Source organism: Massilia paldalensis (genome assembly GCF_044901715.1).
In the GTDB taxonomy this organism is placed as follows: domain Bacteria; phylum Pseudomonadota; class Gammaproteobacteria; order Burkholderiales; family Burkholderiaceae_D; genus Telluria; species Telluria paldalensis.
Map to the genome: position 1 here is coordinate 48,507 of NZ_JBJCIU010000009.1, position 21,695 is coordinate 70,201.

19 protein-coding genes are annotated in these 21,695 nt (G+C 68.7%); 16 read left to right on the forward strand and 3 right to left on the reverse strand.

Going from position 1 to position 21,695, the window contains the following annotated elements; all coding sequences use genetic code 11:
- Positions 1–7: 7 nt before the first annotated feature.
- Positions 8–175: a hypothetical protein gene (locus ACI1V7_RS26500; RefSeq protein ID WP_404535308.1), complete on the reverse strand. Its 168-nt coding sequence runs from the start codon at positions 173–175 to the stop codon at positions 8–10.
- 307 nt (positions 176–482) lie between these two features.
- A complete protein-coding gene (locus tag ACI1V7_RS26505) occupies positions 483–3,458 on the reverse strand; it encodes a TonB-dependent receptor (protein WP_404535310.1) in 2,976 nt (991 codons plus the stop codon).
- A gap of 229 nt (positions 3,459–3,687) precedes the next feature.
- On the opposite strand from ACI1V7_RS26505, the gene ACI1V7_RS26510 reads away from it, so the two are divergent.
- Complete coding sequence (locus tag ACI1V7_RS26510) at positions 3,688–4,680, forward strand: N-acetylmuramoyl-L-alanine amidase-like domain-containing protein (protein ID WP_404535312.1); 993 nt, start codon at positions 3,688–3,690, stop codon at positions 4,678–4,680.
- Between the two features lie 264 nt (positions 4,681–4,944).
- Here ACI1V7_RS26510 and ACI1V7_RS26515 read toward each other — a convergent pair whose 3' ends face one another.
- Complete coding sequence (locus ACI1V7_RS26515; RefSeq protein ID WP_404535314.1) at positions 4,945–5,121, reverse strand: hypothetical protein; 177 nt, start codon at positions 5,119–5,121, stop codon at positions 4,945–4,947.
- Between the two features lie 48 nt (positions 5,122–5,169).
- Between ACI1V7_RS26515 and ACI1V7_RS26520 the strand changes: the two genes are divergently transcribed.
- The 15 genes from ACI1V7_RS26520 (at position 5,170) to ACI1V7_RS26590 (ending at position 21,600) form a co-directional block, all read left to right on the forward strand.
- Positions 5,170–7,062, forward strand: a complete 1,893-nt coding sequence (locus ACI1V7_RS26520; RefSeq protein ID WP_404535316.1) for a polysaccharide biosynthesis protein — start codon at positions 5,170–5,172, stop codon at positions 7,060–7,062.
- Positions 7,063–7,110: 48 nt separating this feature from the next.
- Complete coding sequence (locus ACI1V7_RS26525) at positions 7,111–8,439, forward strand: nucleotide sugar dehydrogenase (RefSeq protein ID WP_404535319.1); 1,329 nt, start codon at positions 7,111–7,113, stop codon at positions 8,437–8,439.
- Between the two features lie 9 nt (positions 8,440–8,448).
- Positions 8,449–9,510: a Gfo/Idh/MocA family protein gene (locus ACI1V7_RS26530; RefSeq protein ID WP_404535321.1), complete on the forward strand. Its 1,062-nt coding sequence runs from the start codon at positions 8,449–8,451 to the stop codon at positions 9,508–9,510.
- Positions 9,511–9,512: 2 nt separating this feature from the next.
- Entirely contained in the window at positions 9,513–10,151 is a 639-nt protein-coding gene (locus ACI1V7_RS26535) for an acyltransferase (RefSeq protein WP_404535323.1), read from the forward strand.
- Positions 10,152–10,221: 70 nt separating this feature from the next.
- On the forward strand, positions 10,222–11,370 hold the full coding sequence (locus tag ACI1V7_RS26540; protein WP_404535326.1) for a DegT/DnrJ/EryC1/StrS family aminotransferase: 1,149 nt from the start codon (positions 10,222–10,224) through the stop codon (positions 11,368–11,370).
- Positions 11,367–12,608 (forward strand): lipopolysaccharide biosynthesis protein, encoded by a 1,242-nt coding sequence (locus tag ACI1V7_RS26545; RefSeq protein WP_404535328.1) that lies wholly within the window; start codon positions 11,367–11,369, stop codon positions 12,606–12,608. The genes ACI1V7_RS26540 and ACI1V7_RS26545 overlap by 4 nt, the downstream gene beginning before the upstream one ends.
- Before the next feature lie 43 nt (positions 12,609–12,651).
- Positions 12,652–13,902, forward strand: a complete 1,251-nt coding sequence (locus ACI1V7_RS26550) for a hypothetical protein (RefSeq protein WP_404535330.1) — start codon at positions 12,652–12,654, stop codon at positions 13,900–13,902.
- Positions 13,829–15,004, forward strand: a complete 1,176-nt coding sequence (locus ACI1V7_RS26555) for a glycosyltransferase family 4 protein (protein WP_404535332.1) — start codon at positions 13,829–13,831, stop codon at positions 15,002–15,004. Before ACI1V7_RS26550 ends, ACI1V7_RS26555 begins: the two co-directional genes overlap by 74 nt.
- Positions 15,005–15,006: 2 nt before the next feature.
- A complete protein-coding gene (locus ACI1V7_RS26560; RefSeq protein WP_404535335.1) occupies positions 15,007–15,708 on the forward strand; it encodes a hypothetical protein in 702 nt (233 codons plus the stop codon).
- A gap of 10 nt (positions 15,709–15,718) precedes the next feature.
- Positions 15,719–16,513, forward strand: a complete 795-nt coding sequence (locus ACI1V7_RS26565) for a hypothetical protein (protein ID WP_404535337.1) — start codon at positions 15,719–15,721, stop codon at positions 16,511–16,513.
- Complete coding sequence (locus ACI1V7_RS26570; RefSeq protein WP_404535339.1) at positions 16,510–17,757, forward strand: glycosyltransferase family 4 protein; 1,248 nt, start codon at positions 16,510–16,512, stop codon at positions 17,755–17,757. The genes ACI1V7_RS26565 and ACI1V7_RS26570 overlap by 4 nt, the downstream gene beginning before the upstream one ends.
- Positions 17,750–19,084, forward strand: a complete 1,335-nt coding sequence (locus tag ACI1V7_RS26575; protein WP_404535341.1) for a DegT/DnrJ/EryC1/StrS family aminotransferase — start codon at positions 17,750–17,752, stop codon at positions 19,082–19,084. Before ACI1V7_RS26570 ends, ACI1V7_RS26575 begins: the two co-directional genes overlap by 8 nt.
- Positions 19,081–19,671 carry a sugar transferase gene (locus ACI1V7_RS26580; protein ID WP_404535343.1) on the forward strand — a complete coding sequence of 197 codons (591 nt, stop codon included), beginning with the start codon at positions 19,081–19,083 and terminating at the stop codon, positions 19,669–19,671. Before ACI1V7_RS26575 ends, ACI1V7_RS26580 begins: the two co-directional genes overlap by 4 nt.
- Positions 19,672–19,725: 54 nt before the next feature.
- A complete protein-coding gene (locus ACI1V7_RS26585; RefSeq protein WP_404535345.1) occupies positions 19,726–20,349 on the forward strand; it encodes a phosphatase PAP2 family protein in 624 nt (207 codons plus the stop codon).
- A 54-nt stretch (positions 20,350–20,403) separates the two neighbouring features.
- Positions 20,404–21,600 carry an acyltransferase family protein gene (locus ACI1V7_RS26590; RefSeq protein ID WP_404535348.1) on the forward strand — a complete coding sequence of 399 codons (1,197 nt, stop codon included), beginning with the start codon at positions 20,404–20,406 and terminating at the stop codon, positions 21,598–21,600.
- Positions 21,601–21,695: the final 95 nt, after the last annotated feature.

Below are 21,695 nucleotides of genomic sequence, written 5' to 3' on the forward strand. Positions count from 1 at the left end.
GCTGTGTTCAGGAGCGCGAGGCGCCAAGCTTGTCGTCGCCATCCATCAGCATCCCCCAACCAAGCTGGCGCCGGATTTCTTCCGGCGTCGGTGGCGGTGTGGGGTCCTTGGCACGGCGTTCGAGATACTCGCGCACGAGGTGCTTCGGTGGATGGCTCGTCGTTGCAATGGACATGGACAACCTCCGCTTCCGATGGGTGCGGCGCTCGCTCCAGGCGGCGCCGTCACGCGAAATTGGTGCCGATCCTCGAGGCGACCGGCTGACCTGTCGGGGTAGTTGGCAACTGCGGTGGCGCTGTTGCCTCACTCGACGCCTCCATCGTAAGGCCGCGTCCGCGACGCGACCGTTAGCTGCCGCACACACTTTTGTGTCTCGGCATGCCGTCCTACAAGCGGCTTCCGCAAAACGGAAAAAGGGGGCCGCAGCCCCCCATCGTTCGACGCCTCGCGGCGGTCAGAAGCGGTGCATCAGAAGTGGTGCATCAGAAGCGGTACTTCAGGTTGACGTAGAACTGGCGCCCGCTCACGTCCAGCTTCTGCTGTTCTTCCTCGCTGTAGCGGTAATAGGCGCGCTTGACATTGGTGAGGTTCGTCGCGTCGAACGTCAGCGTCAGGTTCGGCGTGAAGTTGTAGGCCGCGTTGAACGCCAGCGTCGTCACGGGCGCGGCCATCGTCGGCGCCGCCGGCATCAGCACGCCGTTGATGCTGGTCAGGCCCTGGCTGTTCGCCGTCGGCGCCGGCGCCGTGGTGCTGTTCACGTATTCGCTACGGTAGTTCGCCACTAGGCGCAGCGATACCTTGTCGTTCTCGTAGTAGCCGCCCAGGTTGGCGGCCCACTCGGAGGCGCCGACCATCGGCCGGCCGTCGTCGACCTTGGTGTGGGCGCGGCTGACGTTGCTGGTGAAGCCGAAGCCCGTCGTGCCGAACGGCTGCTCGTACTGCAGTTCGAGGCCGGCGATGCGTGCGCCCTGCTGCGACGACGTGTTCACCGCATAGGTCTTGAGCGACTGCGAGGCTGAATCGTACAGCTCGATCGTGGTGCCGCCGCTGGAACCGGTCTTGGCGTAGCCGTCGATGCGCGAATAGAACACGTTGGCCGACACCAGCGAGCGGGTCGCGAAGTACCACGACCACGACAGGTCCAGGTTGTCCGCGGTAAGGGGTTTCAGGTCCGGGTTCGGCCCCGTGACCTTGCAGCCCTGCGCATCGCACGACGGGGTGCCGAAGCCGGCGCCGACGATATTGTAGTTCTGGCGGCCGATGGTGCGGCTGGCACCGAAGCGCAGCAGCATGTCCTTCGTGATCTCGTAGCGCGCGTTCAGGCTGGGCAGCCAGTTGTTGAAGCGGCGGTCGCTCTTCGTGAAGTAATAGGTATTGCCGGCCAGCGGATTGAACGGCGTGGCGGCCTGGTTGTCGTAGTAGGGCTGCAGGTCGCCCGCATTCGTGATCGCGCCCGGATACGCGGCGCACGGAATTGCCGGCTGGCCGGGGGCCGCGCGCACGCAGGCGCCGGCCGGGATCGGCGTGGGGATGTCCGCGTTCACGCGCGTCTGCACGAAGCGCAAGCCGACGTTGCCGGACCAGCGGTCATGCTCGTAGTTGGCCTGCACGTAGGCCGAACTCTGGCGCTCGCGCACGTGCAGCTCGGAGCGGATCAGGCGTTCGAAGTCGTCGCTGGTGGCCTTGGTGTTCGCGGCGAAATAGGCTTTCAGGTCTTCCGGCGCGAAGGTATAGCCCGTGTTGTCCCAGCCGGCCGGGCCGCCCAGGTCGGCGCCGAAATCGCCGGGCCAGGGAATGCTGGACGACGGTCCCGCGCCCAGGTCGGCGCTGCGGTAGGCCGGATAGCGGCGTTCGCTGTCGCGGCGGTGGTCGGCGAAGCGCACGCCGCTCTCGACCGACTGGATCCAGCCCCAGCCCTGCCCTTCGCGCAGGCGGTATTCGCCATCGAGCTGCGCGCTGTGCTCCTTGTCGACGGACTTCAGGCCCGAGATGGTGCGCACCACCAGCTGGTCCGGCTTGATGCCGGTACCCAGGTACTGGACGTAGGGCGCATCGTGGACGTCGCCCAGCGCATACGACACGCCGGTGCCGAAGCGCGCATAGGTCAGGCCCTGGTCGGCATCGGTCTTGCCGACGCCGCGCGTGGTCGACAGCAGCGTCTTGATGGTGAAGTCCTGGTTGACGCGCCACTTGCCGTCCAGGTCGAGGAAGGAACTGGTGGCGCTGGCGCCGTCGCGGTAGAAGCCTTCCGAGTTGCCGATGTATTGCGGCGTGGTCCCGTCGGGGAACACGATGTCGGCGCTTTTCAGCACGCGCAGCGTGTCGCCGTACATCGTCGTCTCGTTGACGATGACGGGATTGCGGATCGAGGCATACACCTGCTGGCCGTTGGAGCTGGTGTTGGGCGCCGTGGCGCCGGTGGCGCCGTCCGCCAGCGAGGCTTTCCCGAGCAGCATGCTGTAGATGGCGCCGGCCTTCAGGCGGCCGTAGTTGTTGGTGTCCATCTTCGCATGGAAGCCCGTCAGGCTCACGTCGATGTCCTGGTTCGGCTTGAACTGCAGCGAGATCATGCCGCCCTTGCGGTCGCGCACGCCCTCGACGAACTCCGTGCTCATCGAGCCCGGCATGCGCACGCCGTTCAGGTCCGCCGCCTTCAGGCCCGTGCCGGCCAGCGAGGCGTCGGTGATGCCTTTCATCGTCGCCGTGTTGATGATGTCCCAGCCGCTGCTGGTGCCGTAGGCGAGGCGCGAGACGGAATCGCGGCGGATGTAGCGCTTGTTGGAAAAGCCCTGCACGAAGAAGCCGAAGGTGTTGGCGTCGTTCTTCCAGTTGACGAGGGCGTCCAGGTCGGGCGCCGTCTTGCCGGGCAGCGTCACGTAGGAGGCGCCGGCGCTGACGACGCCCGAGATCTTCTCCTTGGCGGAAAGGGGCTTGCGGGTGGTGACGTTGATGGTGCCGGCCAGGCCGCCGTCGACGAGGTCGGCGTACGAGGTCTTGTAGACCTGGGCCTGGTTCAGCACGGAGGACGGCAGCAGCGACAGGCTGGTCGAGCGGCTGGCCGAGGCCTGGTCGCCCACGTACCAGTCGGCACCGGCGATCGCGTGGCCATTGAACAGGATCAGGGTCATGTCCGGATTGGTGCCGCGCAGCGCCACCTTTTCCGCCTCGTCGTAGTCCGTGCGGACGGCAACGCCGGCCAGGCGCTGCAGGGAGTCTGCCAGGTTCTTGTCCGGCATCTTGCCCACGTCTTCCGCCGTGATCACCTCGACGTTCGCGGCCGAGTTCTTCTTGACGTTCAGGGACTTGGCCATCGAGGCGCGGATCCCGCTCACCTCCACGGTCTGCATCGGCGTGCTGCCGGCCCCTTCCTGGGCCAGCGCGGACAGGCTCGTCGTCGCGGTCGCTGCACCCAGCAGTGCCAGCGAGACAGCGGCCGCCAGCGGCTTCTGTTTCAACATCGTTCTCTCCCGATCTTTATCGTTGTCCGGACGGGTGTACCCCCGTCGCAGATACAGTATTGATGACTGTCAAGACGTTGGATAATGAGTAGTGTTGAACAATCCATAACCCTAAGGAATGTTTGCCTTGCGGGAATAACAACAGGTCATGGGTGACCGAACAATTTTCATTTTGAAAACAGCGTCGCGGCGCGCTAGCGTAGGGACTCCATCGTCACGGGAATCCGCCATGCGCCACGTCCTGTCTTGCCCCCTGCTCGCGGCTGCCTTGCTGTCCGGCTGCGCCAGCACCTCCGCGCCGCCCGCGTCGCCCGCGTCGCCCGCGTCGCCGTTCTCCCCGCCATCGCTGGCCGGCGCTGACGTCCCGCTCGACACCATCCTGCGCAAGCAGATCTACCAGATGACGCCCGTCGAGGCGGGCCGCTACGTGGCCTGGGTGCACACGCAGGAGCCGGACCTGCGCAAGCGCATCGCGGCGATCGGCCGCAAGAACATCGGCCAGCCCTACCGGCTGAATTTGCTGGGCGAATTCCCGTTCGAGGTGCACGACGACCTGCCCATGTTCAGCCTCGACCACGGCGACTGCGTCGTGTTCGCCGAGCACACCTATGCGATGGCGCTGTCGCAGTCCTGGGAAGAATTCTTCTGGATGCTGCAGCGCATCCGCTACCGGGACGGGGTGATCGGCGTCGCCACCCGCAACCACTACACGGAGATGGACTGGAACGTGGCCAACCGCTGGCTCGTCACCGACGTCAGCGCGGAGCTGGCCGGCGCGGATGGTCCCGTCTACGCCATGACGATCGACCGCGCGCGCTTTTTGAAGACGCGCCACCACACGGACGCCAGCATCCCCGTCGAATCGAGCCGCCAGGCCTATGTGCCGAAAGAGCGGGTGGCGGCCGTCGCGGGCCGGCTGCGCGAAGGCGATTTCGTCAACGTCATCTCGACCCGCAACGGCGAGTTCTGGGCCTCGCACGTGGGCCTGGTGGTGCTGGGCGCCGATGGCCAGCCGCACTTCCTGCATTCGTCCGAACCGCAGGTGCGCGAAGAGACGTTCGACGCCTACATCGCACGGGCCACGGCACGCGAGGAACGCATCCGCCAGGAAGGCAAGAACGGGACGCAGCTCGCCGGCTTCAAGTTCCTGCGCCTGAACGACGACATCGTGGTGCCGCCGATGGCGCCCCAGCCCCGCCCCGGCCATCCCGGCGGCGCTTGAACTGCGGCACCTGATCCGCCCCCCGTTCCCGGCGCCCTGCCGGGAGCGCCTCCCTCCTCTCCTGCCCCCGCCATGCCGCGCCAGAGGCGGGCGCCGTCGCGCCCGACTCTGCCGACGCGCCGTGCTTCGCGCACGCATTTATTTAGCGGAATTAAATTCCGCTATTTAATTTCCTATTTTCATCTAATTAAAACTCGCGATTAATTCCGCCTATGCGGTTGAGCACAGTCAAACCCACGATTCATAGTCGCCGAGATAATAAACTTACTCAGCAATATGCAATCTAAACAGTGCCATATCACATCCTAATTTAAATAATTTCTCATCAATAAGAAAAGCCCTTTTCGACGCCTGCCGACCGATGGATTTCGTCGTCACGATTTCATTCGCCAACCCACGCAGCGTTTCAGAATCATGCCAAATCAGACGCTTATCGGTCATTTCTGTCGCAGGCTGGTCTCTCTGCATCGCAGGACGAAAATCGCGCTGATGATCGGGGCGGACCTAATCGCGCTGCCCTGCTGCTTCCTGATTGCCATGCTATTGCGCGGCGGCGACCTGAAACTCGCCGCCAATTTCGGACCCGGCTCCTATGTATTGGTGGCCGTGGTCACCATTGCCGCCTTTTCCATTTCCGATTTATACCGCGCCGTCATCCGTTTCATCGATCAGCGTTTATTGAGCGTGACCGGCATCGCATTGGCAATCGCCATCCTGTGCGCTTATGTCGCCATGTTCGTCATCAAGGAAGAACGGTTTCCGCGCAGTGCCCTGGCCATTTACTGGTTCATCGTTTTTTCCTATGTCATTGCCTCGCGCATCGGCATGCGCAATTTCCTGCGCAACCATCAGGATGCCACCGACAGCCAGGCCGAAACCGTCGCCATCTATGGCGCCGGGGATGCCGGGGCACGCCTGGCGCGGGCCATGCGCGGCAGCGATGAATATCGCCCCGTCTGCTTCTTCGACGACAAGCGGGCCCTGGCCGAACGCAACGTCGCCGGACTGCGCGTGTTCCCCACCGCCCGGCTGGCCGAGGCGGTGGCCGCCATGGGCATCCGCGCCGTCGTCATCGCCCTGCCCACTGCGCCGCCCGAGCGCCTGCGCGACATCATGCAACGCCTGGCCCATGCCGGCGTCGGCGCCAAGATCCTCGGCCGCCTGGTGGACGCCGCCGACGACAAGGCACCGCCCCGCGCGCGCATCCGCGAAATCAAGTTCGAGGACTTGCTGGGCCGTGCGCCCGTGCCGCCACGCCTCGACCTGTTCGCGCGCTGCGTGCGGGGCAAGACCGTCCTCGTGACGGGCGCCGGCGGCTCCATCGGCAGCGAGCTCTGCCGCCAGATCGTCACCCTCGGCCCGGCGCGCCTGCACCTGCTGGACCACTCCGAATTCGCCCTGTACACGGTGCGCCAGGAACTGGCCACGCGCTTTCCCGACGTGCCGGTCGAGGCCCACCTGGGCTCCGTCTGCAATGCCGGCCTCGTCGAACGCATCCTGCACGGCGGCGCCGTGGACACGATCTACCATGCCGCCGCCTACAAGCACGTGCCGCTGGTCGAGGCGAACATCGTCGAAGGCCTGCGCAACAACGTGGTGGGCGCCCAGGTCATCGCCGGCCAGGCGGCCCGCCACGGCGTGGATACCTGCGTGCTGATCTCCAGCGACAAGGCGGTGCGCCCGACCAACATCATGGGCGCCAGCAAGCGCATCGCCGAGCTCATCTTCCAGGCCGCGGCGGCGCGCGGTGCCGACACCACCTTCTGCATGGTCCGCTTCGGCAACGTGCTGGGCTCGTCGGGCTCCGTGATCCCCCTGTTCCAGCGCCAGATCGCGCGCGGCGGGCCGCTGACCATCACCCATCCCGACGTCACGCGCTACTTCATGCTGATTCCCGAGGCGGTCCAGCTCGTGGTCCAGGCCGGCGCCATGGCCAAGGGCGGCGACGTGTTCGTGCTCGACATGGGCGAGCCCGTCAGGATCGTCGACCTGGCGCGCACGCTGGTGGCCCTGTCCGGCCTGTCGGAGAAGACGCCGCAGAACCCTGGCGGCGACATCGAGATCCGCACCATCGGCCTGTTCCCCGGCGAAAAGCTGCACGAGGAGTTGCTGACCGACGGCGAGGTCTTCCCCAGCGAACACCCGCGCATCATGCGCATGAAGGAGAGCGCGCTGCACCCGAGCGTGCTGGACACCTTCATCACCTGCCTGATGATGGCCTGCGAGACCCACGAGCGGCCGATGATCGAATCGATGGTCAAGGCCATCGTCACCGAATACAACCCGCAACCCGTGCCGGCCGCGCCGGCGCCCACCCCCGCCGCGGCGCCCGAGCCGCAGCGCCTGGGCCTGATCCGCAAGTTCGTGCCCTTCCGCATCTGACACCAGCCCGGCACCTTCCGTCCCCAGCAACCACCGACGAGGATTTTCATGCGCGACGCCAGCAAGACCGCACTCCTGGACCAGCTCACCCGCAGACTGCGCGAGCGCAGCGCCGTTATCGGCATCGTCGGCCTCGGCTACGTGGGCCTGCCGCTGATGCTGCGCTATGCCGAGGCAGGCTTTCGCGTGCTCGGCATCGACATCGACGCCGCCAAGGTGGAGCAGTTGAACCGCGGCGAGAGCTATATCCGCCACATCGCCGCCGCCGACGTCGCGCGGGCCCGCAAACAGCGCTTCGAGGCCACCACCGACTTCACCCGGGCGGGCGAGCCTGACGCCCTCGTCATCTGCGTGCCGACGCCGTTGAACGCCTACCGCGAACCCGACCTGTCCTTCGTGCTGGACACGGCCGACGCCCTGCTGCCCTTCATGCGGCGCGGCCAGGTGCTGTCGCTGGAGAGCACGACCTATCCCGGCACCACCGACGAAGAACTGAAGCCGCGCCTGGAAGCACGCGGCTTCGTCGTCGGCCAGGACGTCTTCCTCGTGTACTCGCCGGAACGCGAGGACCCGGGCAATCCCCATTTCCACACCCGCACGATCCCGAAGGTGTGCGGCGGCGCCAGCCCCGCCTGCCTGGAAGCGGGCATCGCCCTGTACGGAGCCGCGATCGACCGCGTGGTCCCCGTCAGCTCGACGCGCGCGGCGGAACTCACGAAACTCCTGGAAAACATCCACCGCGCCGTGAACATCGGCCTGGTGAACGAGATGAAGATCATCGCCGACCGCATGCAGATCGACATCCACGAGGTGATCCGGGCGGCCGCCACGAAGCCCTTCGGCTTCACGCCCTATTACCCCGGTCCCGGCCTGGGCGGACACTGCATCCCCATCGACCCGTTCTACCTGACCTGGAAGGCGCGCGAATACGGCCTGCACACCCGCTTCATCGAGCTGGCCGGCGAGATCAACAGCGACATGCCGCACTGGGTGATGGGCAAGATCGCCGACGCCCTGAACGGGCGCGGCAAGTCCGTGATGGGCAGCCGCGTGCTGGTGCTGGGCATCGCCTACAAGAAGGACATCGACGACACGCGCGAATCGCCGTCCGTCGAACTGATGGAGCTGCTGCGCGACAAGGGCGCCCACGTGGACTATGCGGACCCGCACGTGCCCGTCTTTCCGCGCATGCGCGGCCACCGCTTCGACCTGAAGAGCGTGGCCCTGACCCCGTCCAGCATCGCGTCCTACGAGGTGGTGCTGCTGGCCACCGCGCACAGCGCCTTCGACTACGGGCTGATCCGCGAATACGCGCCGCTGATCGTCGATACCCGCGGCGTCTACCCGGCCGCGCTGCCGAACATCGTCAAGGCTTGAGGAGACACCATGCGCCACTATCCCGCGCCCATCACCGACCGCAAGGTCCGCTTCGCCCTGGTCGGCTGCGGCCGCATCGCGGGCAACCACTTCGATGCCCTGCGCCGCCACCACGAGCGGGCCGAACTCGTCGCCGTGTGCGACGTCGACGCGCGCGCCCTCGACCGCGCCGCGGGCGCCACCGGCGCCGCCCCCTATGCCAGCCTGGATGCGCTGCTGCGCGAGGCGGATGCGGACGCGGTCGTCGTCACCACCCCGTCCGGACTGCATCCCGAGCAGAGCATGCGCATCGCCGCGGCCGGCCGCCACGTCGTCACGGAAAAGCCGATGGCGACGCGCTGGGAAGACGGCAAGCGCATGGTGGCGGCCGCCGATGCCGCCGGGGTACGCCTGTTCGTCGTCAAGCAGAACCGCCGCAACGCCACGCTGCAATTGCTCAAGCGGGCCGTCGAGAAGAAACGCTTCGGCCGCATCTACATGGTCAACCTGAACGTCTTCTGGACCCGCCCGCCCGAGTACTACGAGAGCGCCCGCTGGCGCGGCACCTGGGAATTCGACGGCGGCGCCTTCATGAACCAGGCCAGCCACTACGTCGACCTGATCGACTGGATCGTCGGCCCCGTCGAGAGCCTGCAGGCCTATACGGCCACGCTGGCGCGCGACATCGAGGTCGAGGACACAGGCGTGATGAGCCTGCGCTGGCGCAACGGCGCGCTCGGCTCGATGAACGTCACCATGCTGACCTATCCGCGCAATATGGAAGGATCGATCACGGTCCTGGGCGAGCACGGCACCGTGCGCATCGGCGGCGTGGCCGTCAACGAGATCCAGCAGTGGGAATTCGCGCGGCCCGATCCGGACGACCTGCTCGTCGCGGACGCCAGCTACCAGACCACCTCCGTCTACGGCTTCGGCCATCCGCTGTACTACGACAACGTCATCAAGGTGCTGCGCGGCGAGGCGGAGCCGGAGACGGATGGCCGCGAAGGCCTGAAGTCGCTGGAAGTGCTGGTCGCCGCCTATCAGTCCGCGCGCGACGGCCGCCGCGTAGCCCTGCCGCTGGAGGTATGAGCATGAACGAACGGCTCATCGCGCCAAGTGAAGCGGAAGGCACGGCGGCAAGCCCCGCCGTCCACCCCAGCGCCATCGTCGATGCCGGCGCCGTGCTGGGCGCCGGCACCCGGGTCTGGCATTTCAGCCACGTCTGCGGCGGCGCCCGCATCGGCGCCGGCTGCTCGCTGGGCCAGAACGTCTTCGTCGCCAACGACGTCGTCATCGGCAACGGCGTCAAGATCCAGAACAACGTCTCCGTCTACGATGCCGTGACGCTCGAGGACGAGGTGTTCTGCGGACCCAGCATGGTCTTCACGAACGTCTACAACCCGCGCGCCGGCATCGTGCGCAAGGACGCATACCGGCGCACGCTCGTGCGGCGCGGCGCCAGCATCGGCGCCAACGCCACCATCGTGTGCGGCGTCACGGTGGGGCGCCATGCCTTTGTCGGCGCCGGCGCCGTCGTCAAGCGTGATGTGCCGGACTTCGCCCTGGTCGTGGGCATACCGGCGCGCCAAGTCGGCTGGATCAGCCGCTTCGGCGAGCGCCTACCACTCCCCCTGCGCGGCAACGGCGAGGCCGTCTGTCCCCATACTGGCGAGCTCTATCTCGTCATCGACGGCGCCTGCACCCAGCTGCCGGCCACCCTCGAACTCTGACTAGCCATCGCGCCGCCATCGCATCCAGCCCATCGCATCCAGCCCACCGCATTCAGCCCATTTCATCGCCATGGAATTCATCGACCTCAAATCCCAATACCACGCCTCGAAAGGCCTGATCGACCGGCGCATCCAGGAGGTGCTCGACCACGGCCAGTACATCATGGGCCCGGAAGTCGCGGAACTGGAAAAGCGCCTGGCGACCTATACGGGCGCGCGCCACTGCATCACGGTGGCTTCAGGTACCGAGGCGCTGCTGGTGGCCCTGATGGCGCTGGGCGTGCAGGCCGGCGACGAGGTGATCACCTCGCCGTTCACCTTCATCGCCACCGCCGAAGTCGTCGCGCTGCTGGGCGCCGTGCCCGTGTTCGTCGACGTCGATCCGCGCACGGGCAACCTGGATCCCAGCCTGGTCGAGGAACGCATCACGCCGCGCACCCGCGTCGTCCTGCCCGTGTCGCTGTACGGCCAACCGGCCGACATGCACGAGATCAATACCGTCGCCGAGCGCCATGGCTTGGCCGTCGTCGAGGATGCGGCCCAAAGCTTCGGCGCCACCTACCGCGGGGCGCGCAGCTGCAACCTGTCGACGGTCGGCTGCACCAGTTTCTTTCCCAGCAAACCGCTCGGCTGCTACGGCGACGGCGGCGCCCTGTTCACCAACGACGAGCTGCTGGCGCGCGCCATGCGCGAGATCCGCGTGCACGGCCAGAGCCGCCGCTACGTGCATACCCGCGTCGGCGTCGGCGGCCGCATGGACACGCTGCAATGCGCCATCGTGCTGGCCAAGCTCGAACTGTTCGACTGGGAGCTGGCGCAGCGCCGCCGCGCCGCCGCCACCTACGACGCGCTGCTCGGCGGCCGCGTGAGCCTCATCGCGCGCCCCGGGGACCGCAGCAGCGCGCTGGCCCAGTACACGGTGCTGGTCGAAGACCGCAATGCCGTCCAGCAGGCGCTGCAGGCGGCCGGCATCCCCAGCGTCGTGCACTATCCCGTGCCCGCCCACCTGCAGCCCGCCTACGTCCACCTCGATCCCGGCGCCAATTGCCCCGTGGCGCAGGCGCTGTGCGACAAGGTGCTGAGCCTGCCGATGGGCCCCTACCTGCCGGACGAGGACATCCGCGCCGTGTGCACGGCCCTGCTCGACGCGGTGGGCGTGCGCGGCAGGGCCGGCGCCGTCCGCGACGATGCGCCCACGCGCCGGGCTGCCCAGGCATGAGCCAGCCCGGCTACTGGAGACACGTCGGCACCGTCCTGGGCGGCGCCCTGGGCGCCCAGGCGATGCCCTTGCTGGCCGCGCCGCTGATCACGCGCATGTGCACGCCCAGCGAGCTCGGCGCGTTCGCGGTCTGGCTGGGCGCCGTCGCCGTGTCCGCCATCGCCGCCACGCTGCGCCTGGAGACGGCGATGATCCTCGACCACGAAGTCGAGCAGCAGCGCGTCTGCTTCACCGTCGTGCAGTACTCGGCCACCGTCACGGCGATCCTGGTCTCGCTGTGCGCGCTGGCCGCCCATGCGGCGGGCCTGCCGGCCCTGCACGACCAGTCCTGGGGTGCGCTGGCCATCGTCGGCATCGGCACCTGGCTGACCGCCACCACCCAGACCACGCTGGCCTACGCGACGTCGCACAAGGCGTTCGGCAAGGCGGCGCGCGCCAAGATCATCGGCGCCGCCACCATTGCCCTGACCCAGCTGCTGCTATGGCTGGGCGCCGGCGAGGCGGGCCTGCTGGCCGGACAACTGGTGGGGCTGGCGGCCGGGCTGGTGGCCGCCACCATCCTGCTGCGCCCGCCGCGTCCGCGCCTGGCGCTGCACCTGAGCCACGTGGAGCGCGCCTACCTGGTGCGCCACCAGAAGTTCTGGCGCTATTCGCTGCCCTCGAACCTGCTCAATGCCTTCGTCGGGCAAATGCCGCTGTTCCTGATCGGCGTGCGCCACGGCGTGCTGGCGGCCGGCCTGTACGCGCTGACGCAGCGCGTGCTGGCCGCCCCCGTATCGCTGCTGGCGGCGTCGGTGCTCGAGGTGTTCAAGCGCGAGTCGGTACACGAATTCCAGACGCTGGGCCATTGCAGCCACGCCTACCGCCATACCTTCAAGGCCCTGACCCTGCTCGGCCTGGGCCCGGCCCTCGTGCTGCTGCTGTTCTCGCCCGACCTGTTCGCCTGGGTCTTCGGCGCGTCGTGGCGGCCGGCCGGCGAGCTGGCCCAGATCCTGGCGCCCCTGTGCTTCCTGAATTTCATCGCCAGCCCGCTCAGCTATGTGTTCTTCGTGGCCGGCAAGCAAAAGGTCGACCTCGTGTGGCAGGTCACCCTGTTCCTCGTGACGCTGTGCGCCTTCGTCGCGCCGGGTTCGCTGCGCCAGAACGTGCTCTGGTACACGATCGGCTACTCGGCGCTGTACCTGGTGTACCTGCACATGTCCTACCAGATTTCGCAAAACCGCCTGGCCGCGGCATGAGCCCGCAGACCGGCACGAACACGCGATACGCGAATGGGCTGAGATGAAGACGACCCACGACAACGGCACCACGACGCGCGAGCAGCTGCTGCTGAACGCGGCGTTCTTCCTGCTGTTCCCCGGTTTCTTCTATTACCACACGCTGCTCGGCACGGGCGCCACGGGCGCCTTCCTGGGCGGCTATTTTTCGCCCGTCTCGCTGCTGTGCATGCTGCCGCTGATGCTCGCCTGGCTGCGCCGCACGCGCCGCGACCCGCGCCGCCTGTCCTCGATCGACCTGCACTACGGGCTGTTCAACGTCTATTTCCTCGCCGTCGTCGCCGTCAATGCCGCCGCCGGCGCCAACCGCACGATCGTCGCCCACCACGTGCTGGGCATCCTGTTCATGGTGAACACCTTCGTGCTGTTCTCCCTGATCGACTTCGGCCAGCGCCAGTTCCGCATCATGGGGCTCGCGAGCCTGGCTGCGATGAGCGCGATCGTGTTCAGCTTCTCGACGGGCGGCGTGTTCTACCTGGGCCCGCTGGGCATGGCCAAGGATGCCGACGCCCTCGCCACCTACCAGGGCTTCTCGCGCTCCTACCTGGTGACGTTCCTGCCCGTGCTGGCCCATACGCGATCGCTGCCCCTGCGCCTCGTGCTGTACGCGGTGGGCGCCGCCACGCTGTTCGTCAACACGGCGCGCAGCGAATTCGCCGCGCTGCTGTTCGCCATTCCCATCGTCGAACTGTACTGGTCGCGGCACAAGCTGCTGTTCGTCGGCCTGGCCGCGCTGGCCGGCATGGTGCTGGCCGCGCACCTGGACGCGCTCGTCGCGACCTTGCCGGACAACCGCATCCTCGAACTGCTGGACCTGTCGCACTCGACCTCGGCCAACAAGCGCCACCACCTGACGCTGTATGCCCGCCAGACCATCGCCGCCCATCCGCTGATGGGCGCCTACGCCAGCTACGCCCCCGGCTACTACGCGCACAACGTGCTGTCGGCCTGGGTGGACCTGGGCCTGTTCGGCTTCGTCTACCTGCTGGCGATCACGGCCTTGCCGGCCATCCCGATGTTCTTCAAGGAGTTCATGGCGGGGCAGCGGCGTCCCGAATTCATCCTCGGGTTCGCGCTGGCCTGCGTAACCCTGCTGCTGCTGGTGTCGTCCCACTACTTCACCGACATGCTGGTCGGCGCCACGCTCGGCGCTTACTCGCAATACCGGTTCGAGAGGAAACATGGCAACTATCGTCCACCTGACCTCGGTCCATCCCCGCTACGACACGCGGATCTTCGTCAAGCAATGCCGTAGCCTGGGCGAGCGCGGGCACGACGTGACTCTGGTCGTGGCCGACGGCCTGGGCGACGAATGCGTCGACGGCATCCGCATCCTCGACGCGGGCCACCGCCCCGGGCGCTTCAACCGCATCGTGCGCACGACGCAGGCGGTGCTGGACGTCGCCCGGCGCCTCGATGGCGACGTCTACCACCTGCACGATCCCGAGCTGATCCCGGCCGGCCTGCGCCTGAAGCGCGCGGGACGGCGCGTGGTGTTCGACTCGCACGAGGACGTGCCGGCCCAGCTGCTCGCCAAGCCCTACCTGGACGGCGTGTCGCGGCGCCTGCTGGCGCGCGCCTTCGACGCCTACCAGCGCCATGCCTGCCGCCGCTTCGACGGCCTGGTCGCGGCCACGCCGTTCATCCGCACGCGCCTCGCGCGCTTCCACCCGAACGTGGTCGACGTCAACAACTATCCGGTGCCGCAGGAATTCGCCCCGGACGCCCATGCGCCCATCGACTGGGACGCGAAGGCGCCGGAAGTCTGCTACGTGGGCAGCATCTCGGCGATCCGCGGCATCCGCGAGCTGGTGCGGGCTTGCGCGCTGCTCGAGTCGCCGGCCCGCCTGGTGCTGGCCGGCACGTTCTCCGAACCGGACCTGGCGCGCGAGGTGGCCCGCCACCCCGGCTGGCGGCGCGTGCAGGCGCTGGGCCACGTCGACCGCGCCGGCGTGCGCGCCGTGATGCGGCGCGCGCTGGCGGGCCTCGTCACGCTGCACCCCGTCGCCAACTACCTCGACGCCCTGCCCGTCAAGATGTTCGAATACATGGCGGCCGGCCTGCCCGTGATCGCCTCGCGCTTTCCGCTGTGGCAGGACATCGTCGAAGGCAACGGCTGCGGCGTGTGCGTCGACCCGCGCAACCCGGCCGCGATCGCGGCGGCCATCGACCACTTCTGCCGCCACCCGCACGCGGCCCGGCGCATGGGGCAGAACGGGCGGCGCGCCGTCCTGCAGCGCTACAACTGGCTGGGCGAGGCCGACAAGCTGGCCGCGTTCTACGACGGCCTGCTGGCGCGCCGCCCCGTTGCCGCGTCCGGCAGCGCCGCGCCGGCCACGGGGCCGGCAGGGAGCTGACCATGGACATCCTGCGCCACGTCTCCACCCTGGGCCAGCTGCTGCGCCTGCCATCGGCCGAGCTGTGCTTCGACGCCCGCCTTGCGCCGGACATCGCCGCCACCTACCGCTACTTCACCAAGCCGCACCCGCGCTACCGGATCATCGGCAACAAGACGCTGGGCGCCGCGCTGATCGACCTCGACCGCTTCGCCGGACCGCCTGCCGCCGCCCGCGACGCCTACCTCGACACGATCCAGGGCAAGAACCGCGGCGCCTGGCATGCGAAACGGGCCGGCACGCGCGGCTACGCCTGCCGACCGATCGAACGCAACGCGCATGCCGACGAGATCCACGCGATCAACACGTCGCTGGCGACGCGCCAGGGCCGGCCCATGGATGCCCACTACCTGGAAAAGACGACGCATTTCGAGACCCTGCCCCATTGGGACCACTACGGCGTGCTGGACCGGGACGGACGTCTCGTTGCCTACGCCAACATCGCCCGCTACGGCAACTTCAGCGCCTTTTCCCAATTGATGGGGCTGCGCAACAACGACGGCATCATGCACCTGCTCGTCGTCGACATCGTCACCCGGCTGCTGGCGCGGCGCGACGTGCGCTACGTGATGTACGACACCTTCTTCGGCGCCCAGCCGGGACTGCGGCAATTCAAGACGATGCTCGGTTTCGCGCCCTACCGCGCGACCTACCGCCTGCGATGACGAGCGTGCGATGACGAAGCTCTTCACCCAGTTCTGCAGGCGCCTGTATTCGGACTACCTAATGCCGTCGCGGCTGCGCGAGTACGAGTCCTTGCTGGCCAGGGCGGCGCAGGCCGGCTACCGCCAGATGTCGGTGCGCGCGTTCTACCGGGCGATCCGCGAGGGCGCCGTGCCGGAGCGCGTGCTGGTGCACCGCCACGACATCGACAGCGACCTGCGCACGGCGCGCAAGATGTTCGACCTGGAAGTCAGGCACGGCGTCGGCGCCAGCTATTACTTCCGCCTGAGCACGCTCGACTACGGCTTCATGCGCGCCATCGAGGCGGCCGGGGGCGAGGCCAGCTACCACTACGAGGAAGTGGCGACCTTCGCCAAGCGCCACCGCCTGCGCCGCAGCGACGACGTGCGCGCGCGCTTTCCCGAGATCCGCGAACTGTTCGTGCGCAATTTCACCCGCATCCGCGAGGGGTTCGGCCTGCCGATGACCACGGTCGCCAGCCACGGCGACTTCGCCAACCGCAGGTTGCAAGTGATCAACCACGAACTGCTGCGCGACCCCGCGCTGCGGCGCCGCTGTGGCATCGAGTGCGAATCCTACGACATCGAACTGCTGCGCCATTTCGACCTGTACATCAGCGACCGCCCCTACCCTGTCTATTACTACCCGCTGTCGCCGTTCGACGCGCTCGGACGGCACCAGCGCATCTGCCTGCTGACCCATCCCGTGCAGTGGGAAACCAACTGGCTGGAAAACACCCGCTGCAACATGCTGCGGCTGGCGGAGGAACTGGCGTGGAGAACATGAACATCCTGCTCGTCAACCACTACGCCGGCTCGGTGCGCCACGGCATGGAGTTCCGCCCCTACTACCTGGCGCGCGAATGGGTGCGCCTTGGCCACCGCGTGACCATCGTCGCGGCATCGGAATCGCACCTGCGGCGCCAGGTCCCCACGATGCGGGGACGCGCGCGCATGCTGGAACACATCGACGGCATCAACTACCTGTGGCTGGCGACGCCGCCCTACCACGGCAACGGCGCGGCGCGCGTGCGCAATATGCTGGCCTTCGTGCTGCGCCTGTGGCGCTGCGCGAGCCACCTGGCGGCGACGCTGCGGCCGGATGCCGTCATCGCCTCCAGTACCTATCCGCTCGATATCTGGCCGGCGCGGCGCATCGCCCGGTTGGCGCGCGCGCGGCTGCTGTACGAAGTGCACGACCTGTGGCCGCTGTCGCCGATGGAGCTGGGCGGCCATTCGCCGCGCCATCCGTTCATCGCACTGCTGCAGGCGGCGGAGGATGCGGCCTGCCGCCACGCCGACGCCATCGTCTCGATCCTGCCCCGCGTTCGTGCCCACCTGGAGGCGCACGGGATGGCGCCGCACAAACTGCACCTGGTACCGAACGGCATCGATCCCGGCGAATGGCAGGCCGAGCCGGAGCCGCTGCCGGGGCCGCTGGCGGCGACGCTGGACGCGCTCCATGCGGCCGGGCGCCTCGTGGTCGGCTATGCGGGCACGCACGGGGTCGCGAACGCGCTGGACACGCTGCTGGCGGCGGCCGACCGGCTGCGCGGCGGCCCCGTCGCGTTCGTGCTGGTGGGCAGCGGTCCCGAGAAGCCCGCGCTGGCCCGCCAGGCCGCGGCGCTCGAGCTGGACAACGTGCACTTCTTCGACGCCATCGCCAAGCCGCAGGTGCCGGCCCTGCTGGCGCGCTTCGACGTCGCCTATATCGGCTGGCAGCGCCAGCCGCTGTACCGGTTCGGCATCTCGCCCAATAAATTGATCGACTACATGATGGCGGGCCGGCCCGTGCTTCACGCCGTCGAGGCCGGCAACGATCCCGTCGCGGAAGCGGGCTGCGGGTTCACCGTGGCCCCGGAAGACCCGCGCGCGGTGGCCGACGGCATCCTCGCCCTGCATGCGCTGGGGCCGGCGCGCCGCGCCGCGCTGGGACGGCGCGGCCGCACCCACGCCCTTGCCCACTACACCTACCCGGTCCTGGGACGACGCTTCCTGGACGCCCTTGCTGGAGACACGCGCCATGGCTGACCATCCGCACCCCGCTGCCGCTGCCGCAGCGGCGACGAGCGACGACACCGCCGCCTTCCTGCCCTTCGCGCTGCCCGACATCGACGACGCCGAGATCGATGCCGTCGTCGCCTGCCTGCGCTCGGGCTGGGTCACGACCGGCCCCGTGACGCGCCAGTTCGAGCACGACTTCGCCGCCTTGCTGGCCACGCACTCCGGCACGGCGGGCACGGCCGGTGCCGACGCGCCGCCCGTGCAGGCGATCGCCGTCAATTCGGCGACGGCCGGACTGCATCTGGCGCTGGAGAGCCTGGGCATCGGCCCGGGCGACGAGGTGATCGTGCCGACGCTGACGTTCACCGCCACGGCCGAAGTCGTACGCTACCTCGGCGCGCAGCCCGTGTTCGTCGATGTCGAGCCGCAGCGCATGACCCTGTCGGTCGCGGCCGTCGATGCCGCCATCACGCCGCGCACGCGCGCCGTCGTCCCCGTCCACTACGCCGGCCTCGCCTGCGACATGGATGGGCTACTGGCGCTGGCGCGGCGCCGCGGCCTGTTCGTGGTCGAGGATGCGGCGCACGCCTTCCCGACCCGCCACCGCGGCCGCCTGGTCGGCACGCTGGACAGCGACGCCACCGTGTTCAGCTTCTACGCCAACAAGACGATGACGACGGGCGAAGGCGGCATGATCGCCGTGCGCGACCCATTGCTGGCGAAGCGCATGCGCCAGATGCGCCTGCACGGCATCAGCCGCGACGCCTTCGACCGCTACACCTCGCGCACTCCGGCCTGGTACTACGAGGTGGTGGCCGCCGGCTTCAAGTACAACCTGACCGACATCGCCTCGGCGATCGGCATCCAGCAGCTGCGCAAGATCGAGCGCTTCGCGCGCCGCCGCGCCGCGCTGGCCGCGCGCTACCATGCGGGCCTGGCAGGCCTGCCGCTGCGCCTGCCCGCCCTGCCCGACGGGGATGCCGGCGACGCGCACGCCTGGCACCTGTACGTGGTGCGCCTCGACGACGGCGCCCCGCTGGGCCGCGACGTCCTGATCGAGGCATTGGCGAGACGCGGCATCGGCACCAGCGTGCACTTCATCCCGCTGCACCGCCAGCCGTACTGGCGCGATGCCGGCCGCCTCTCCGAAGCCGACTATCCGGTGGCCGAGGCCTGCTATGCGCGCATGCTGACGCTGCCGCTGTACACGAAGATGCGCGATGCCGACCAGGACCGCGTGATCGCCGCCCTGCGCGCGCTGCTGCCGAGCGGCGAGCATCGTGACCTGCAGACAGGCCCCCATGCCGGCCCGGATACGATCGCGCGCGCCACCCCTGGCGGCTGGCCGGCATGAGCAAGCGCCTGTTCGACATCGCCGCGGCCGGCACGGGCCTGCTGCTGCTCGCGCCCCTACTGCTGGCGCTGGCGCTGTGGATCCGTCTCGACTCGCCGGGACCCGCGCTGTTCCGCCAGGTCCGCGTGGGACGGCACGGCGTGCCCTTCGAGATCCTGAAGTTCCGCACGATGGTGACCGGGGCCGAGCTCGGCCCCCAGCTGACGACGGGCGGCGACTCGCGCATCACCCGCGCCGGCCGCTTCCTGCGGCGCTGCAAGCTGGACGAGCTGCCGCAGCTGGTCAACGTCCTGCTGGGCAGCATGAGCCTCGTCGGACCTCGTCCCGAAGTGCCGCGCTACGTTGCCTGCTATCCGCCCGACGTGCGCCGCACCGTGTTGTCCGTCGCGCCCGGCATCACGGACTGGGCGGCGATCCTGTACAAGGACGAGAACGACATCCTGGCGCGGGCCGCGGACCCGGAACGCGCCTACCTCGACACGATCCTGCCGGCCAAGCTGTGCTGGTACGAGCGCTACGTGCGCGAACGGTCGTTCTGGGTCGACCTGCGCATCCTTGCGCGCACACTGGCGGCCATCGTCCGCTAGCGCGTCGCGGACAGTATTCACGATACACAACATCGCGCCCCATCGCGCCACGCCATGCAAGCGACCATCTACCTGCCACCGCTGTTCCACCTCGGCGACCTGGGCCTCACGCTGCCGGCCGCCGGCGCCATCGCCGCCTGGCTGTGCGCCGCCCGCGCCTGGCGCGCCGCCGCGGGCTGGCTGCTCGTGTTCGGCCTGGCGATCGCCGTCGTGGCGGCGAGCAAGATCGCCTTCCTCGGCTGGGCGACGGGGTGGCCCGCGCTGCAGTTCAAGGCCGTCAGCGGCCATGCGACGGGTTTCACGGCAGCCTTCCCGACCCTGTGCTGGCTGCTGGCCGGGCGCTGCGCGGCGGGCGTGCGCGCGGCCGTGGCGCTGGCCGCGCTGGCGCTGGCGGCCGGCGTGGCGGCGGCGCTCGTGCGGGCCGGCGAGCACACGCGGGCGGAAGCGGCGGCCGGCTGGCTGATCGGCGCCGCCGTCTTCGCCTGCGCACTGCGCCTGACGGCCGCCGTGCCGCCCGCGCCGCCACGCACCGTCGGGACCGGGGCCACGGCGGCGCTGCTCGCCTTTGGCCTCCTTGCCTGGGTCGTGGAACATGCGCCCCTGAACCGCTGGATGATCGCCGTGGCACTGGCCCTGTCCGGCAATGCCGCTCCCTACCCCTGGGACCATTGCGGGTAGCGCCGCGCACGTCATCCATCGATGTCACGAACAACCAACACCAGGAGACACACCATGCGCAGCTTCCACGTTCCGGCCATCCGCTGTCAGCGCCACAGCCAGCTCGACAGCGGTTCCACGCACTCGATGCTGATCTCGCTGTTGCGGGGACTGGCGGCGCTGCAGGTCGCGGCGGCCCATTTGCGCGCCGAGGTGTTTCCCGGCCTGCGCGAACTGGGCGATCCGCCGCTGGCCTACCAGCTGCTGGCCTTTTGCACCGCGTTCGCGCACCAGGCCGTCGTCGTGTTCTTCCTCATCAGCGGCTGGCTGGTCGGCGGCAGCCTGCTGGACAAATTCGGCCAGCCGGGGGCGCTGCGCAATTATGCGATCGACCGCGCGACCCGCTTGTGGACCGTGCTCGTGCCGGCCCTGTTGCTGATGCTGGCGATCGGCGCCATCGTCGGCGCCGTCGACCCGGCCCGTGCCGACCTCTCGGCCGCGAACGACTATTCGATCGCCAGCTTCGCCGGCAACCTGGCCGGCCTGCAGACGGTGCTGGTGGAGCCGTACGCCGGCAACTATGCGCTGTGGAGCCTGTCGAACGAGACCTGGTACTACGTCCAGTTCCCCTTGCTGCTGCTGGCGTTCGCGGCCGGCACGCGCGCCGGCCGGCTGGCCGCGGCCACGGCCCTCGTCGCGATCGCCGCGGCGCTGCCCTTTCCCATCACGCTGTACTTCGCGCTGTGGCTGCTGGGCGCCGCGTTCTCCCGCATCCGCATCGACTGCGGCATGGCCACGCGCGGCCTGCTGCTCGTGCTGGCCGTCGGCATTCCCGTCGTCTTCCGCCTGCGCGGCAGCGGCGACGACCTCGCACCCGCCTCCTTCTTCCTGCACCTGGCCTACGGCCTGCCGCTGTTGGCCCTGCTGTCCTCGCTGCAGATGCCGTACGCCGAACATGGCACGGCTGGGCGCCTGCTCGCGCGCGGCGCCCACTGGCTGGCCGAGATGTCGTTCACGCTGTACGTGCTGCACATCCCGCTGATCGCGCTGCTGCGCCACCTGGGCCGGCAGGCTATCGGCCGCGATCGCCTGTCGCCCTACGCGGCCGCCGACTATGCCGTGTATGCCGGGCTGCTGGCGGCGATCGTGGCGCTGTCCTGGCTGTGCTACCTGTTGTTCGAAGCGCGCACCTTCCGCATCCGCCGGGCCGTCAAGGGCCTATTCCGGCAGGCGCCGCAACGCCGCCGCACCGTGCCCGCCACGTCGAAATAGGATGGCGCGGAAGACGCTGACGGAACAGCGGGGCGGGCATGGCGGCCCGTCCCGCTGTTCGCTGCCGGCCGACCGCGGGTGGCGCGTGGCTCACG